At 37.8% G+C, this 17,500-nt stretch carries 17 protein-coding genes; 11 read left to right on the top strand and 6 right to left on the bottom strand.

Going from position 1 to position 17,500, the window contains the following annotated elements:
• The first annotated feature begins 62 nt into the window (after positions 1-62).
• The 3 genes from tsf (at position 63) to B3600_RS11905 (ending at position 2,912) form a co-directional block, all read left to right on the top strand.
• Positions 63-899, top strand: coding sequence for a translation elongation factor Ts (gene tsf, locus B3600_RS11915; protein WP_070563096.1), 837 nt, complete (start codon positions 63-65; stop codon positions 897-899).
• Positions 900-1,087: 188 nt separating this feature from the next.
• Positions 1,088-1,951 (top strand): SDR family oxidoreductase, encoded by an 864-nt coding sequence (locus B3600_RS11910; RefSeq protein WP_286753236.1) that lies wholly within the window; start codon positions 1,088-1,090, stop codon positions 1,949-1,951.
• Positions 1,952-2,090: 139 nt separating this feature from the next.
• Complete coding sequence (locus B3600_RS11905) at positions 2,091-2,912, top strand: helix-turn-helix domain-containing protein (protein ID WP_083295829.1); 822 nt, start codon at positions 2,091-2,093, stop codon at positions 2,910-2,912.
• Here the strand turns inward: B3600_RS11905 and B3600_RS11900 are convergent.
• Entirely contained in the window at positions 2,909-3,169 is a 261-nt protein-coding gene (locus tag B3600_RS11900; protein WP_286753106.1) for a hypothetical protein, read from the bottom strand. The genes B3600_RS11905 and B3600_RS11900 overlap by 4 nt on opposite strands.
• 196 nt (positions 3,170-3,365) lie before the next feature.
• Here B3600_RS11900 and B3600_RS11895 point away from each other — a divergent pair, with 196 nt between their 5' ends.
• From B3600_RS11895 to B3600_RS11885, 3 genes are all read left to right on the top strand, one after another.
• Entirely contained in the window at positions 3,366-3,749 is a 384-nt protein-coding gene (locus B3600_RS11895) for a hypothetical protein (protein WP_070563107.1), read from the top strand.
• Positions 3,750-3,907: 158 nt separating this feature from the next.
• A complete protein-coding gene (locus B3600_RS11890; protein ID WP_070563110.1) occupies positions 3,908-4,684 on the top strand; it encodes an ABC transporter ATP-binding protein in 777 nt (258 codons plus the stop codon).
• A 1-nt stretch (position 4,685) separates the two neighbouring features.
• Entirely contained in the window at positions 4,686-6,365 is a 1,680-nt protein-coding gene (locus B3600_RS11885; RefSeq protein WP_286753105.1) for a hypothetical protein, read from the top strand.
• A gap of 94 nt (positions 6,366-6,459) precedes the next feature.
• Here the strand turns inward: B3600_RS11885 and B3600_RS11880 are convergent, their stop codons facing one another.
• A complete protein-coding gene (locus B3600_RS11880; protein ID WP_286753104.1) occupies positions 6,460-8,376 on the bottom strand; it encodes a peptide-N-glycosidase F-related protein in 1,917 nt (638 codons plus the stop codon).
• Positions 8,377-8,941: 565 nt separating this feature from the next.
• On the opposite strand from B3600_RS11880, the gene B3600_RS11875 reads away from it, so the two are divergent.
• From B3600_RS11875 to B3600_RS11860, 5 genes are all read left to right on the top strand, one after another.
• Complete coding sequence (locus tag B3600_RS11875; RefSeq protein WP_070563117.1) at positions 8,942-9,319, top strand: START-like domain-containing protein; 378 nt, start codon at positions 8,942-8,944, stop codon at positions 9,317-9,319.
• Between the two features lie 102 nt (positions 9,320-9,421).
• The gene (locus tag B3600_RS11870; protein WP_070563119.1) at positions 9,422-10,906 is read left to right on the top strand and encodes an LptF/LptG family permease; all 1,485 of its coding nucleotides are present in this window, start codon (positions 9,422-9,424) and stop codon (positions 10,904-10,906) included.
• 71 nt (positions 10,907-10,977) lie between these two features.
• Entirely contained in the window at positions 10,978-12,192 is a 1,215-nt protein-coding gene (locus tag B3600_RS11865) for a bifunctional 3,4-dihydroxy-2-butanone-4-phosphate synthase/GTP cyclohydrolase II (RefSeq protein WP_070563122.1), read from the top strand.
• A gap of 141 nt (positions 12,193-12,333) precedes the next feature.
• Complete coding sequence (locus B3600_RS25590) at positions 12,334-12,729, top strand: thiol-disulfide oxidoreductase DCC family protein (RefSeq protein WP_353681989.1); 396 nt, start codon at positions 12,334-12,336, stop codon at positions 12,727-12,729.
• A 77-nt stretch (positions 12,730-12,806) separates the two neighbouring features.
• Positions 12,807-14,240 carry an NAD-dependent succinate-semialdehyde dehydrogenase gene (locus tag B3600_RS11860; RefSeq protein ID WP_286753103.1) on the top strand — a complete coding sequence of 478 codons (1,434 nt, stop codon included), beginning with the start codon at positions 12,807-12,809 and terminating at the stop codon, positions 14,238-14,240.
• 21 nt (positions 14,241-14,261) lie between these two features.
• Here the strand turns inward: B3600_RS11860 and B3600_RS11855 are convergent, their stop codons facing one another.
• From B3600_RS11855 to B3600_RS11840, 4 genes are all read right to left on the bottom strand, one after another.
• A complete protein-coding gene (locus B3600_RS11855; RefSeq protein ID WP_070563131.1) occupies positions 14,262-15,155 on the bottom strand; it encodes a DUF4476 domain-containing protein in 894 nt (297 codons plus the stop codon).
• Positions 15,156-15,231: 76 nt separating this feature from the next.
• Positions 15,232-15,771 carry a CopD family protein gene (locus tag B3600_RS11850; protein ID WP_070563133.1) on the bottom strand — a complete coding sequence of 180 codons (540 nt, stop codon included), beginning with the start codon at positions 15,769-15,771 and terminating at the stop codon, positions 15,232-15,234.
• Positions 15,772-15,942: 171 nt separating this feature from the next.
• Positions 15,943-16,980, bottom strand: coding sequence for a uroporphyrinogen decarboxylase (gene hemE, locus B3600_RS11845; RefSeq protein WP_070563136.1), 1,038 nt, complete (start codon positions 16,978-16,980; stop codon positions 15,943-15,945).
• Positions 16,980-17,498 (bottom strand): hypothetical protein, encoded by a 519-nt coding sequence (locus B3600_RS11840; RefSeq protein ID WP_236560284.1) that lies wholly within the window; start codon positions 17,496-17,498, stop codon positions 16,980-16,982. The genes hemE and B3600_RS11840 overlap by 1 nt, the downstream gene beginning before the upstream one ends.
• Positions 17,499-17,500 lie beyond the last annotated feature (2 nt).

Raw genomic sequence — 17,500 nt, 5'->3', positions numbered from 1 at the left:
AACATGTTTTAAGTTAATATTGTACAAATTTCAGTCGTAAATAATAATAAAAAGAAATAAACATGTCAGTACAAATTTCTGCATCAGATGTGAACAAATTGCGTCAACAAACTGGCGCTGGTATGATGGATTGTAAAAAAGCTTTAGTTGAGTCTAATGGTGACTTTGAAGCTGCTGTAGATTACTTGCGTAAAAAAGGCGCTAAAGTAGCTGCTAGCCGTCAAGATCGCGACTCTAACGAAGGTGTTATCATCGCTAAAGCTACTGCTGATGGTAAATCAGGTATCGTAGTTGAAGTTAATTGTGAAACTGACTTCGTAGCTAAAAACGCAGACTTCGTTGCTTTCGCTGAAAAAATTGCAGACGTTGCATTAAACAGTAAACCTGCTTCTTTGGAAGAATTAAAAGGTTTGGAACTTGATGGCAAAAACATCGCTGATTTATTAATCGAGCAAACTGGTGTAATTGGCGAGAAAATTGACGTTTCTAAATACGAAACTATCACTGCTGAAAAGGTTATCGCTTATATTCACGGTAACTACCGTTTAGGTGTATTAGTAGGTCTTTCTGCTGATGCTGCTGGTGCTGAAGAAGCAGGTAAAGATGTAGCAATGCAAATTGCCGCAATGAACCCTATCGCAATTGACAAAGATGGTGTTGATCAAAACACAATCGAGCGTGAAATCGCTATTGCTAAAGAGCAAATCATTGCTGAAGGTAAACCTGCTGAAATGGCTGAGAAAATCGCTCAAGGTAAATTGAATAAATTCTTCAAAGACACAACTTTGTTAAACCAAGAATTCGTAAAAGATTCTTCTAAAAACATCGCTCAATTCTTAGATTCAGTTTCCAAAGGATTAACTGTAACTGCTTTCAAACGCGTACAATTGGGCGCATAAGCATAATTTATTCTATTACCAGAATTGGAAATTTTTAAAACAGGAGCTATTCTTCGAATGGCTCCTGTTTTTGTTTATATCTCTTCCTTCATTTATTCCCGAACTATTTTTCACCGCTGGCCTTGGCTTTTATTTTATCCCAAATTTGTGTAACTTAAGGATACATAAAAACTGGACAGCATATGGGTATGTTAAAGGAAAACGCGTTAACAGGAAAACGAATTTTGATTACGGGTGGTGGTACAGGCCTCGGAAAAGCCATGACAGATTACTTTCTCGAGCTTGGCGCCTCTTGCCTGATCACGAGCCGTAAAGATGATGTTATACAGCATACAGCGAACGAATTGTCGGAAAAATATCAGGCGAAATGTCTTGCAGTAGCTGGAGATGTCCGAAATTATGAGGATGTCGAGCGCGTCGTTTCCTTTGGATATGAACATTTTGGCGGGATAGATATACTCATAAACAATGCTGCCGGAAATTTTATCTCCCCTACCGAACGTTTAAGCCACCGCGCCTTCGAATCTGTTATTGGTATCGTTCTCCAAGGTAGTATAAACTATACCCTAGCACTGGGCAAGCGTTGGATTGAGGCCAACGAACATAATAAAGCTATACTAAGTATCGTCACAACCTATGCTTGGACGGGTTCTGGCTACGTTGTTCCTTCTGCAACAGCTAAAGCCGGAGTTCTTGCATTAACTCGATCGTTAGCCGTTGAATGGGGAAAAAAAGGGATAAGACTCAATGCTATAGCTCCGGGTCCATTCCAAACTTCAGGTGCCATGGAACGGCTACTTCCAGGTGAATTAGGCGAACTTCTCTCGCCTGCCAAACGTATCCCCTTGGGCCGCTTGGGCAAACTGGAGGAATTGGCCAACCTCGCGGCCTATCTGGTATCCGATTACGCCAGTTATATCAACGGTGATGTTATCACGATAGATGGCGGCGAGTGGCTTAAGGGAGCAGGTGAGTTCAATGGATTGGATATTATTCCTGAAGATCAATGGGATGCTATTGAACAGATGACCAGAAATGCAAAAAGCACCTGATAATCGTTTAAAATAACGAATGATTTATTTTATGGTGAATACGCAACTGTATTACATGCCGGTTTAAAAGAGGAAATAGCAAGGTCTTTAATCCATTTTTCTTAGGTTTGTAGCGATTATTCCAATAGACTCTGTACATATGATGAATTTATCTTTCGAATCTCAAAAAATCAAGCATAAAGAAAAATTAGAACTCAATAAAACGGGTTTTGATTTTGCGTTAGTTTATATAGCCGAAGGCACACTCGTATCGAAAGGGAATAATTTAAAATTTTCCAAAGAGAATTTACTTTTTTTGAATAAAGATTTCGAAACACTTGAGACAAAAAAAGATACAACTGCATTTGTACTCTATTTCTCCAACTCCTACTTTAAAGATCTGCACTTTATACAACAAAATTTTAGACTTACTCACAACCCGGTTGATATCTTTAACTCGAAGACATTGTTAAATAAGAGCCTATCCCTTAAAAAGGAAAATAAAAAACTGATCGAGCGGGTAATCTCGCTAATTCAACAATATGAGAGTGAAGATGAAGCGGCATCAATTTTTATATTCCACCAGACAATGTCCCTTTTCGCTTTAGTAGAAAATATATTGACAGATCTGGAGCTACCTATTAACGAGTCTTATGAATTGTCTCAAGAGATCGAGCAATACATACAGCAAAATATCTATTTCCCGGATAAATTACAAATCAAGTCGATTGCAGATCAGTTCCAAATTTCAGCAAATTATTTTGGGGCCTTTTTTAAAAAAAGATATTCAAAAAGCTACAAAGTGTATATAGACGATATTCGTATTAAACTAATTGAGGAGCGACTAGCATCCAATAGATACACGATGAAACAAATTGTAGAAGAACTCGGATTTAATGATGAAAGTCACCTAACCAATTTCTATAAGAAGAAAAGAAATATTACACCCAGCTCTTATAAAAGAGCTAAAAATAGTGCTTAATTGTCGAGTTGGATTACACCATTAAGATCGTGATTTAAAGAGCGTTGAATGGCTTCATCCAAAATAAGAATCTTCTTTCCTTGAAAGGTCCCTGCATCATGACTGTCAAAATTTGAGCCACTGGAATTAAAAGATTCCAATTTCATTGGGAAATAAATTGGGTTCTCATCTTCAGCCCGACCAATGGTCAATAAAATATTGTAGCCTTGTAGGCGTAAACTCTGTAAAGTCTGATAATTTAAACGCTTGAAGATCATAATTCCTATTTTAAAATAAAACAAACATATAATTATATTGTTTTACTGCTTTAACCATTTTTTGGATTTTTATCTTTCCAAAAGAATCTTCACATTCCTGACCTCCTAGTGGCACTGGAACATTCGCTTTCACAGATAAATCAAAAACTTTTTTTTACGGGAACTGTTTTACAGATAAATAAAAATTAGCAGGATTATGTCGAAAAAAGAAAGTAAAAATGGGAAAGTCGAAGAAGACTATCCAGATAAAGAGCAGGACCTTGCTTTTAATGAAGAACTTGACAGTTATGAAATGGATGTCGATGACAACGATCCAGACTACGATCACCCGGCTGACTACGATACAGTAGCTGAAGGTGCAATTGATGATGATTCAACATACGATGACTCTAATCCTTTTGTCGGAGATGAGTATGCAACACAAGATGAACTCAAAGAGGAAGATCTAGATAATGCTAACATGCGAATCGAGACTTTTGATCATGAACGTTTATCTCCTTTGGACAAGAAATTAGCCGAGAACGAAGAAGATTTGAGAGATGATCTCGATGAAGAGGGATATCCTAAAAACGATAGATAGTTTTTCCGAAAATAACATAGTTTTTGAAGGGACCGGAAGGTCCCTTTTCCATGGATTAAAATAAAGACTTTCTTCTCAAAATTAGGAATCATATACTTTTCAATTGGAAACTATAACTCCAATTTTTTATGTAAGTTTACTTTGAAGATTATAATGATATGGAAAGTATATTACCTCTCATCCGGATTGTTGACCTAAAAAAATCATACGGAGAAAAAGAAATATTGAAAGGAATCAACCTCGACATATTCCCAGGTCAAGTTATCGGATATATTGGCCCAAATGGTGCCGGCAAATCCACTACTGTTAAAATATTAACAGGACTTATCGAGGACTTCACAGGCACTGTAGAAATAAATGGCATCAATATTCAAAAAGATCCACTTGCAGTAAAAGCATTATTGGGATATGTTCCCGAAAACGCAGAATTATATGATGTACTGACTCCCATGGAATACCTGGATTTTGTAGGTAAACTCTATGGAATGGAAGATAAAGTCATTCAGGAACGTTCCTTAAAACTGTTAGCGGCGTTTGGCCTTGAATCTAATGTAAATAATAGGATGGATACCTTCTCCAAAGGAATGCGTCAAAAAGTACTTTTAATTTCAGGAATTATTCATAACCCACAAATTATCGTGCTGGATGAACCATTATCTGGACTCGATGCTAATGCTGTTATCTTTGTTAAAGAACTTATCTCATTACTTGCAAAAGAAGGGAAAACAATTTTCTATTGTTCACATATGATGGACGTTGTTGAAAAAGTATCTGATCGAATCTTACTGATAAACCAGGGGAGCATCATTGCGGATGGTACGATTGAGGAACTAAAAACAGATCCTAACGAATCATTGGAGCATATATTTGCTAAATTAACCAATACGGGCAGCAGCGCATTGGACGCTTCCAATATCATTACAGCAATTCAATAACATGGAAAAATTTATCTTAAAATTTATCCTTCTTTTTCGTGGGGTTTGGAAAGGCTTAGGCATCAATTATGAACAGTTTAAGATCATCTTACAAACCAAAATAATCCTAGATAATCGAAAGCCTATTAGCTTTCGCAAACGTAGCTCGGGAAAATCATCTTCGTCGTCATCGATTTTACAATTCTTATTGTATCTCATCTTTGGCCTGATATTCATGGTCATTATTTTGTCGATTCCAGATAGGTACTTAGCCATTTCGATCATGCTACTCAGTTTCATTAGCATGTTAAGTATTACACTGGTGTCCGATTTTTCGCCCATACTATTAGATACTCGGGATCAGTATATCATTATGCCCAGACCAGTTAATGATAAGACTTTAGCTATTTCCCGAATAACTTTTATTTCAATCAAGCTTTTTAATCAAGTAATTGCGTTAACCTTACCTGTGCTTATTTATGTATCTTTCAATTGGGATATCGTCTCCGTCCTTCTTTTATGTCTGCAGCTTATACTAAGCACATTGATCGCGCTGATATTTGTCAACGGATTTTATCTGATTAGCATCAAATATCTCCCCATACAAAAGTTTAAAGATGTAATTACTTATATACAGATCGGTCTCTCACTGGTTCTTTTCCTATCCTATTATGTTGGCCCTAATTTGATTCAATCTATTGTAGAATCTCATTTAACGATGGAACAACTCAGATTTCTTTGGATATTCCCAAGTACCTGGATTGCATCATTTCAACCATTACTCTTTGGCAGCCACAGTGTACATATGGTCGTCTTATCAACATTAGGAATACTAACTCCTCTTGCTGGTATTTACGCTTGTACTAAGCTATTTTCACGTGGATTTAATGCGAAAATAGCTGCACTTGCAACCGCCGATAGCCTTCCTGATGAAGCTTCACAATTAACTCGAAATAATCCATCCCAATTACCTTTATATAAAAGAATTTCCTCGAAGGTTTGCTCATCCCCGGTTGAAGAGGCAGGATTTAGCATTGTATGGCTGATAAGTTCTAAAACGAGAGAATTTAAGCAACAGCTATACCCTTCGTTGGCTTATTTACCTATTTATTTCGTTTTTTTATTTCTACGTACAGGAGATGATCTCCCAATAGCTGGCAAAATAGCGAAGCTTCGTGATTCAGGCTTGTATATAATTATGTTTTATCTTTCGTTATTAACCATACTAACCGTTTTCCAGCTTATTACGCAAAGTAATAAATATAAAGCGGCCTGGGTCTACCATGTGACTCCCATACAAAAACCAGGACAACTGATGACTGGAGTTCTTAAAGCATGTCTTATCAAATATGTTTTACCGTTCAACATTCTGTTTCTTTCTATCTGTGTACCACTATTTGGTCTCAGTTCTATTAATGATCTGCTATTATCTTCCGCTATTGGCGGTATCGAAAGTATTCTGATTATGCTTTTTATTGTCAAAAGCTATCCGTTTTCGAAGGCTAGTCAATCCAATTCAAAAGCAATAACTAATCTACTGATATTAGGTCTATTGGGTATTTTGGGATACTTACATAAAATCATTTTCCACTATGAAACACTAATTTGGATCTTAGCTGGACTTGCATGGTTCATCTTCTTTTTAATGCTGAAGTACTTACAGCGAGAAGACTGGAAAGGCTTAGCTTACGACGACAATTAATTAAACAGATGAAAAAAAGCTCCATAATGGAGCTTTTTTTATCAAATTCTTCAAAATCTAAGCACAAAATATCTTCACGCTTTTCTTTATCCGGTTATCTTTTATTTATTCGTCCTTTAAACTGGCTAATACCATCCATCAAAACTTCTACGATTATTCTTCCTGATGGTAAATGACTCACATCATAATTCAGCACAGCCTGTTGAATGGATTTGTATTCGTGTTTTTGCCACAAAACGCCATCAACCATAAAAAGCACAGTCATCTCACTCGGTTCATTGGAGACTACGCTTAGTTGAGTCTTATCCACAACCGACCTTGGATAAAGCGAGAAGGCATATTGCGTTGAACTTAGACCCGTCTCAAATCCACGTTTAGCATGGAAACTAAACATTTCGCCATTTCCACAATCGCTTTCAAAAGCATGAATAAGGTTTCCTTTCAAATCGAAGATTCGTAAATGGCCATCACCATTTTCAGGTTGTGCCCAAAACTGCAGTCCGTTACCTGCGGTATCAGCCAAAGAGAGTGAGTGGTTTCCCTCATTAAGGTGTAAAGTATCTCTATACATCGTTGCCGCAGCCAGTTGGGCGCCATTTTTGCGAAAGACCGTATCCTGCTTTGCATTAATTAGAAATATACGATTATCCGCCGGTTTATTATTGGTCATAAACTCCAAAACAAAATCAGTGGGAAATCGCTGCAGCGCGGTAAAGACGCTTTCCGCCTTATTGTCTATAGGCCACGCATCCGACTTGCCATTCGGTTTTAGAAGTGATACCGTAAATACATTCTCCTGATCTCTTTCTTGTATTTCTCCAGGCAGTATAACTTCTACAACCTGATTAAAAGAAAGATTACCTTTCCAATGAAAAGTTCTGGCAGGGAATCCCTTCGTGCCATAAACAATTTCTAGGGTACGAATCGGCTCAGCACCTAAATTTCTGAAAGAGATCCTTGGGCCAACACTCGCCGGATTTAATCGAGAAAAACGCTGTTCATCACTTGGAACCATTATTGACTCAACGGCAACATCAACTTTTTGCTTAGGGGCAGAATATTGAAACAAGTAAGCGGATATATTTTCGACAGCCTGCACATTATCAGTCGCTGTATAAGGTTCCATCTGTAAGGCAATTTGATGGGTACCAACTTTAGTAAATACATCAATAAAATCAGGCTGCTGTAAATCTCCAGGACACCAATATGCGCGGTCATGTACCCAGGTCCCGCCTTGTGGATAAAGTGGATTACCCCCACATTTCTTCCACATATCACGTTTGTCCACAGTCTTTCCATCGAAGGTTAGTTCGCGCCACCGGCTACAGAATTCGCTACAGCCACGTGGTTTATCCATACCATGCCCTGTATGCTGAATGCGTATTCGGCTCAATGCTGCTCCCGCACTCGAGGTATATGTTATTGGCAGTAGATTTTCTGCTATCTTTTCGTTGACATCCCCATATTTATAGGCTTTATTCCACAGCGTTGTTATTCCCAATGGGGTAACAACTGGTGGACCTGATAAAATTTCAAAATCTACGGTAAGTGCCCATCCCACAGTCTTGTCCTCAAAACCAGAATGAGTATAGACAATTTCCACGCTATCCCTTAAGAAAGGAGCAAAATCAGTTACATCGACCTGCCACTTCCAACTCCATCCCTTATTGTAAATACTACCATATGGCGTAAGCATTCTTCCTAATTCATAATTTAGTGCTGGTCCATTTTCCCCTCCTTTACGACGTAATACGATGTGATCCAAATAGTCCCAATGCGCCGTGCGCAAACTATCCGGGCTCCCCAGCGTAACAAACATAGTAACCTTTCGTATAGGATAATTTTCTTTTGGAAATACTCCCCAAGCCGGGTAAGAATTCTCGCCTTTCTGTGCATCACATAGAATGGTTTTCCGTTGATGTGTAACGACGTGGCTTTTTGTGCCTTGTTGTGCAAAAACATGATGGCAGATAAAAAAGCAAAATAGGGTTAGTATAGGTCTTATATTCATTATTTAAATATTATCCATAAAACAATACAAAGATAGATGTAATCTTGCCGGCAGCGAAAGGAAATGCGATAAAAAGGAAATACATGCAATCATAAAAAAGCATCAATCTTGTTAAGATTGATGCTTTTAGTAGCGGGGAGCAGAATCGAANNAACCATCTGAGCTACCCCGCCGTTTCGGTATGCAAATATACCACTTCGTATGTCAATTCAAAAGATTTTTTTATTTTTTTACTGATTCTGGCCTATTTAAAACTTGTATTAAACACAACAAACTCATTTTTAACTCAATAAATTTAGCACTGAAAAATAGAAAATGAACTTAAAAAAATTGACAGCCCAAAAAACATAAAAAACGGGAGCAACTTTTTACAAAAAAACTTGCAATAACAAAATAAATATGTATTATTACAAATAATAAGTTGATGCAATAAAAAGCAATTTTGGAAGAGATTTGTAGCGGGGAGCAGAATCGAANNAACCATCTGAGCTACCCCGCCATTTTTGGGAATGCAAATATAGCTTATTTTTGATTTAAACAAACTAAAATTTAAAAAAACATTTTTATGGCAGATAAAATAAAATTCCAACTAGAATATATCATCAACTCTTCACCTAGAATTTTATTTCCGTATTTGCAAGAACCAAACGAATTGGCACAATGGTTTGCAGATGATGTAAACTATAAAGACACCGTTTATACTTTCATTTGGGATGATGAACCTCACCGAGCAAAAATTGTAGCATCAAAAGAAAATAAATCTGTACGCTTTAAATGGCTAGATGATGATCCCTATTATTTCGATCTGGAGATCGATCAAGACGAGCTAACGAATGATGTTGCTCTTAAGATAACAGATTACGCTAAAGAAGAAGACCTTGAAAATAGAAAGTTAATTTGGAAAAATTCAATAGTCTATCTTCAAAGTGTTATAGGTGCATAAAAAAGCCTATCTTTGCAATATATTTCCACTAGGGGCTCCAGCAGGAGCTTCTTAGTTGGGAGATGCCTTAATGTAAAGGCATCAATTTGCTTTGCGTCACGGATGAAAAAGGTTCATTTACTTATTCTTCAAGCTTTCATAAAACCATTTATTGTCACATTCTTTATTGTGATGTTTGTCTTATTGATGCTTTTCCTATTCAAGTACATTGATGATTTGATTGGAAAAGGATTTGAATGGTATACCATCATGGAGCTAATTGGATATCAATGCGTTGTTCAAATCCAAATGGCAATGCCTTTATCCATGCTCCTTTCCTCCATTATGACTTTCGGAAATCTGGGTGAAAGCTATGAATTAGTTGCAATCAAGGCTGCAGGCGTATCTTTACGTAAAGCAATGACCCCGCTATTTATACTCGTTGCAATTTTCGCAACAAGTTCTTTTCTGTTCTCCGATTATATTCTCCCCGTAGTGAACCTAAAAATGGGTACGCTACTTACTGATGTACGTAATAAAAAGGCAGATTTCCTCATCAAACCCGGAATCTTTAACAACACCATTCCAGGTTACTCAATCCGCGCTAGAGGAAAAAACAAAGCGGGAACAATTCTCTATGACTTGATGATCTATGATCATCGTGGCGGTAATACAGCCAATAATGTACTTATGGCCAAAGAAGGGTATATCTATAACTCTCCTGACAACAATTATATGATCCTTAAACTTAAGGATGGTATCCGCTACGAGGAAGCACGGACTAAAAACTCCAAAACCTACGATCCACGCCAGCAATTTACGCGGTTTAAGTTTAAGGAAACAGAGCAAAAGTTTGATATGGGAAGTTTTCAACAGGGTAAAACGGATGAAAACCTCTTCAAGAGCCACCATGCCATGTTAAACCTGAAACAGTTAGACATGTACATCGATTCCAATCATATCAAAATAGACAGCATGGGAAAGGCAATCGTCCGTACATTAGACACCCGATATAATATCTATTCGAAATATTTTAGTGTGAATCAACCCGGACAGCCAAAGGTCAAAGAGGCTAAGATCAAACCTTTTAAAAATTTGCTTACCGATCTCGTTCCACAAGAACAACGAGCACAAATCACTATGAATGCGCTGAACCAGTTGAATTATTTAAAGGAAGATCTAAACGGCCGTACACTTGAATTTAAAGATTACAAATCGAAAGATATCCGTTATCGTATTGAATGGCATCGCAAGTTTACCCTAGCTGTCTCCTGTCTCTTACTATTTGCAATTGGAGCTCCACTAGGAGCCATTATCAGAAAAGGTGGACTTGGTCTTCCTGTGGTGATGGCCATCATTTTCTTTCTGATCTATCACATTATCTCTACAGTAGCAGAAAAAACAGCTAAAGATGGTGCCATATCATCAGCCGTTGGCATGTGGATGGCCATTATTGTCTTAACACCATTGGCCGCTTTTCTAACATACAAGTCAACGACAGATTCCGCGTTATTTGATATTGATCAATATAAATTAAAAGTAGAAGCCGCTTGGAAATGGATTAAGGAAAAGCTTGCAAAAAAGAATAAATTGAAAGAATCACATTAGATTGTGACAACGCTATTATAAATAAATTTAGATTCTACACTAACTTTGTACCAATTACAATATATCAATAAATGGATTTCAAATTAAACACGATCGAAGAAGCGATCGCTGATATACAAGCAGGAAAAGTAGTAATCGTCGTGGATGACGAAGATCGCGAAAATGAAGGAGACTTTGTCACAGCTGCCCGCAATGCAACTCCCGAAATCATCAACTTTATGGCGACTCATGGTCGTGGACTAGTGTGTGCCCCAATTACAAAAGAAAGAGCAGATGCATTACATCTGGATCTAATGGTGGGACAGAATACAGCAGTATATGAAACAAACTTTACAGTTTCCATTGACTTACAGGGATACGGTTGTACAACCGGAATTTCTGCGTCAGACCGCTCGAAAACAATTAAAGCAATGATTGATCCTAATATTCATTATGAAGAATTAGGTAGACCAGGACATATTTTCCCGCTAATAGCAAAAGATGGTGGCGTATTACGTCGCACAGGACACACTGAAGCTACCGTTGACCTTGCTCGATTAGCAGGATTTGAACCAGCAGGTGTATTGGTTGAGATTCTAAAAGAAGATGGTGAAATGGCCAGACTTCCAGAACTAATAGAGGTTGCTAAAAAATTTGATTTAAAGATCGTTAGTATTGAAGATCTAATTGAATACCGTCTTAAGCACGATTCTTTAATCAATGAAGAAGTCACTGTTAATATGCCAACGCAATTTGGTGATTTTAAGATGAAAGCCTTTACACAAAAAGACACTGGCGAACAACATTTAGCGCTTTACAAAGGGGAGTGGAATGAAGATGAGCCTATTTTGGTGCGGGTGCACAGCTCTTGTGTTACGGGTGATATTTTTGGTTCTTGCCGTTGTGACTGTGGTCCTCAACTGCACAAAGCAATGGAAATGATCCAGCAAGAGGGGAAAGGTGTTATTGTCTATATGAATCAAGAAGGTCGCGGTATTGGACTGATCAATAAGCTACATGCTTACAAGTTACAAGAAAATGGCTTGGACACGGTAGATGCCAATGTACAATTAGGATTTAAAGCAGATTTAAGAGACTATGGTGTCGGAGCACAGATTCTTCGAAATCTTGGTGTCACAAAAATGCGTCTTATGTCAAATAATCCGACAAAACGTGCTGGCCTAGTAGGTTATGGTCTTGAAATTATAGAAAATGTACCTATTGAAATAACTGCAAATCCCTTTAACGAAGAGTACTTAAAAACCAAAAGGGATCGTATGGGACATACAATCATGAAAAACCTATAAAAAGGAATTAAAAAAGGCGGTGTTTCCAATAGAAACACCGCCTTTTTTACATGGAGGACTAAACTCGGTTAATGATAAAATCTCTCCCTTTTATGATCTTGTTGTGGCAGTACTTTCAATAAATAGGAGTAACTTTATAATATGGAACAACAAGGGAGATATATCATCTTTTTCGATGGTGATTGCTTGATCTGTAATCGCTTTGTTCAACTATTATTAAGAATAGATCGCAGAAAGAAATTCTTATTTAGTTCTTTGCAGTCTGAATTTGCCCGGACCACACTAACAAATATTCCCAAAAATACTGACTCCATCGTTTTCCTATCTCCAACCGGTATCTATCTCAAAAGTGAAGCTGTTTTAAAGATTTGTAAGCAATTGGGCTTCCCCTACATGACATGTTATTTACTGAAGATTTTACCACTCAAATGGAGAGATACGCTCTATGATTATTTTGCTAAAAATCGCTATCGATGGTTTGGAAAAAATGAGTTTTGTACAATACCGTCAAAATCTGAGCGAGAGAGATTCATTTGAACAAACAACGATCATATTGAAGTGAAGTTTAGTTCAGAAATCTTCTAATTATACTTGTGACAATTAAATTTACATCGATGAAAAATACACTTTTAATTGACAGTGCCTATATCAATGGGAAATTTATCAAGTCAAAACACACCTTTGATGTGGTAAATCCTGCAACAGGGAAAGTTATTGCTTCGTTGCCAGATCTAAAAGTAGCTGACTGTACTAAAGCCATAATTGATGCTGACAAGGCGTGGAAAAGCTGGAAAAACACAACTGTACTGGAACGATGCAACACCGTCCGAAAGTGGTACGATCTTATTCAGCAATATAAAGACGATCTAGCGGAAATCATGACCTTAGAAAGTGGCAAACCCCTTAGCGAATCGAGGGTAGAGGTTGACTACGGTAGTTCCTTCGTAGAATGGTTTTCAGAAGAAGGAAAAAGGGCCTATGGTGAGACGATACCTTCTCAAAAAAAAGGAACTAGAATGCTTACAATTAGGCAAGGGGTCGGAGTTGTTGCTGCAATTACACCCTGGAATTTCCCCTTAGCGATGATCACCCGAAAGGTTGCTCCAGCTTTGGTATCTGGTTGTACCATTGTGCTAAAACCGGCATCTCAAACACCATTTTCTGCTATAGCTTTGGCTAAACTGGCTGAAGATGCTGGGATTCCAAAAGGCGTTTTTAATGTGATTACTGGAAAAGATAGTGCTGGTATCGGCAAAGAACTCGCTACGAACAACCTCATACGAAAACTATCTTTCACAGGCTCAACCGAAGTCGGAAAAACACTCATAGAACAATCAGCCTCTAACATTAAAAAAGTGTCTATGGAGCTTGGTGGTAATGCTCCTTTTTTGGTTTTTAACGATGCGGATATTGATGCTGCAGTCGAAGGAGCTATTGCCGGAAAATTTAGAAACTCAGGGCAAACTTGCGTTTCCATCAATAGGTTTCTAATCCAAGAAGAAGTCTATGATGAGTTTTCGATGAAACTTAGCCATGCTGTCAGTAAATTGAAAGTTGGCAATGGACTTGACAAAGGCGTCCAGGTAGGTCCATTAATCAATACAAAAGGGCTAGAAAAAGTGCAGCATCATGTGCAAGACGCGTTAAATCATGGTGCCGAATTGGCTACAGGAGGAAAGGTCATCAAAGACCTATTTTTCCAACCAACTGTCCTGACCAACGTCCCGAAAGAAGCACTTATATTCCGCGAGGAGACTTTTGGTCCTATTTGCGCTCTTTTCAGTTTCAAAACAGAAGATGATGGAATAGCAATGGCCAACGCTACTGAATTTGGCCTAGCCTCCTATTTCTATAGTACAAATATAAATCGCTGTTTTCGTGTTGCTGAACAGCTAGAAGCTGGCATGGTAGGTATTAACACAGGTCTTATTTCAAATGCAGCAGCTCCTTTTGGTGGAGTAAAACAATCTGGTGTAGGTCGTGAAGGTTCTAAACACGGTTTGGATGAATATATGGAATTAAAATATATCTGCTTCGGCGGTGAATAAAAAAGGAGCAAAATGCTCCTTTTATTTTTTTAAAAAATCCACTAGCTTCTCCCGGGTTGAACTGAACGATAAGGCATCCCCTACTCTCTCATAATGCTGTTTATCCACACAGGTCGGATAAGCATATTTGGCAAAAGCCAGTTTATTATCATCTCGTATAAAAAGTTCCATTAAATCAACAATTTCAGTAACACTTAGGCGCATACTTTTTAATTCCTGAGCAGCTACAGCAAGCCTATCCTGATCGTTTTCCTTCTGATTCAATAGATCGTTCAATCGATTAGAATTCGTCTTATTCATTACTCCGTTATCAGACTGATCATTATCTTCATTTTCAGCATATCCTCTTTGATTCGCTACACCGTCGCGATAAACCTTATCGTCTCCTGATTGCCTATATCGATCATTATTCCATCCTTTGTTATATCCTTCACGATTATTGTCTGGCAAATCGTCACGATCTTCTGATTGTCTGTATCGATCATTACCTTGTTCATTGCGATATCCGTCCCGGTTAGTATAAGGTAAATCCTCACGATAATTACCGTTGTTATACCGATCAACAGGATTCATGGACTCCAAGATAATCCCCCTATTTCCACGTCTGCTACTGACAGAAAATACAACATTCATATATTGTCCATTTCTATTGACAAGTTGCACGCCGCTACCGTTCAACGTTCGTTGCTGCCTATCAGCAAACACAATACGCAGATCATAACGACGACTCGTCAAATTGGGGACCCTGATATCCGTGGAAGCTCTATTGTTATACAAAACGTTGTTGATATAAAGAAAAAATGGAACATCAGTAGAATAGATATTTAATGCTCCTCCAAAAGGTCTGTATCGCTGCGCGAACCCAGCCGTTGCGACAATAAGCAACGAGACCGTCACCAAAATTTTCCTGTACATAATCCGATTCAATTTATAATCTTTCGACTACACAGCATAAAAAAGGATTAAGAAACCAGACGAATTTAACATTTTGTTATGCTTTCTTGTTCCGGTACTTCTTATAAAGTTTTACGGCCATCATTAAAGCGATGGATAAAATTAAGAGCCCCAAAACACCAAATATCCAATTCAGGGCTGACTTTAAGACAACAGTAAAAACAATCGCAAATAATAAAACTGTCGCGACCTCATTAAACAAACGGAGTTTTGTTGAGGTTAATTTGGATTCTTGACGGCTTAATTTGAACATAATCTTCTGGCAGGTAAAATGATAAATTATCATTCCCAGAACGAATGTCAGTTTTACATGCATCCACCCCATGGATAATAAGCCAGGAGAATACCATAACATAACTAGTGCAGAAAAGACTGTGATGTACATCGCAGGAGTAGTAATTACCCACCACAGTAATTTTTCCATCTTACTGAATTCTTTATGCAAAACATCAAATGCTTCCTGACTCTTGTCCTTAGCTTCTGTATGATATATAAAGAGTCGAGGCATATAGAACAGACCTGACATCCAACAAATCACAAAGATAATATGAACTGCTTTTGCATATAAATAGACCATAGGTACAAAAATAAGAAAAGTTAAGAGCAATCAATACGTCCAAACATCAATTGCACAAATCTTACATCCATTATACAAAAGAACACTATCAAAAACACGAGATTGTAGCATGTAACAACAAAAACGACCTGCCAGAGGCAAGTCGTTTTTGTTGTTGAAGTGGATAGCAAACTAATAGCTAAATTCCTTTACAACCTCAATGGCATATTTTACATTATCAAAAGGAATATCCGGCATAATACCATGACCCAAATTGAAAATAAAACCATTTTCACCTCTCATGCGCTCAAATAGTTCGATAATCTTCTTTTTGATAACAGGTTTATCTGCATACAAAACAAATGGATCCAAATTCCCTTGAACAGCAATACCCTGCGGCAGAGATTGTTTAATATTTTTTAAATCTGCATTCCAATCGATAGAAACAACATCAGGTTGCGCTTCGACCATCATTGGTGCAAAAACAGAAGATCCTTTGCAAAAGGAAATGACTGGAATATCCTTACGGTTCAACTTCGCAATAATCTGCTTATTATAATAATGCGAAAAATCACGATAATCATTCCAAGATAAGGCCAAGGCCCAGCTATCAAATAATTGAATTGCATTTACTCCGGCTGCAATCTGCATGTTAAGATATTCAACCGTTACATCTGCAATCTTTTGAAGGATCAGATGTGCTAACTCAGGCTGATTGTTCAACATCAACTTCGTTAACTTAAAATCTTTTGAAGATCCACCTTCAACCAAATAACTTAAAATTGTAAATGGTGCGCCCGCAAAACCAATCAAAGGGATGCGGCTGTCAAGACGTTGTTGAATGACCTTGATTGCATCAGCAACATACTGCAATTTATCCAAACAGTTGGTAGACAAAGCTTCAGCATCCTTTACAGAGCGAACAGGATTAGAAAAACGAGGACCGACACCTTGCTCAAAGGACAGATCCCCTCCCATAGCTTCAGCTGTAACTAAAATATCAGAAAATAAAATAGCGGCATCAATGCCTAGCAAATCTACTGGGAGCATAGTGACATCCGCAGCAATTTCTGGTGTTTTGCACATCTCCAAAAAGGAATATTTATTCTTGATATCCCAATATTCCTTCATAAAGCGTCCAGCTTGACGCATCATCCACACAGGAGGTCTTTCCGTTTGCTGCGAGAACGCAGCTCTAATCAATAAGTCGTTTTGTAAAGTAGTACTCACTATAAATGTTTTGAAATTTCGTTTTCTATTTTTGTAATAATGCTGTTCTGCCTAGCCGTCAGATGTAGCTTATTGGCAACATCTGTATAAGCTCTAGCTCTTTCATAATCCAACTTTCGCAGCGCTATATTTGCTAGATTAATCATAACCATACCCTTTTCATTATCTTTTTTCCAAGGCAGACGCGAAGCTAGCTGAAAATGATATTCAGCCTCATCGACGCGTTCCTCTTTAAGCGCAATGTTTCCCATCATAAATTCATAGAAATTGCGCCTGCCTTTACGAAGTGCATCCGGATTCTTTATCTCAGCAAGTAAGTTTTTTGCCTTTTCATAATCTTGTCTATGAAAAGCCTGCGTTGCCAAAAAAACGGACCCTTCTCTAAAATGACTCCAAATCAAGTAGCCTATTCCACCCGCTATCAGCACAGCAGTTTGATAATGCCCCTGGTATAAGCCATAGCCTAAAAATAATGCAGCAATAAAAATAACGGCTATTCTAGCCTTGATTGTCATCATCT

This window comes from Sphingobacterium sp. UBA2480, from assembly GCF_002341965.1.
In the GTDB taxonomy this organism is placed as follows: domain Bacteria; phylum Bacteroidota; class Bacteroidia; order Sphingobacteriales; family Sphingobacteriaceae; genus Sphingobacterium; species Sphingobacterium multivorum.
Note: the sequence above shows the minus strand (reverse complement) of the source record. Positions and strands in the feature narration are given on the sequence as shown.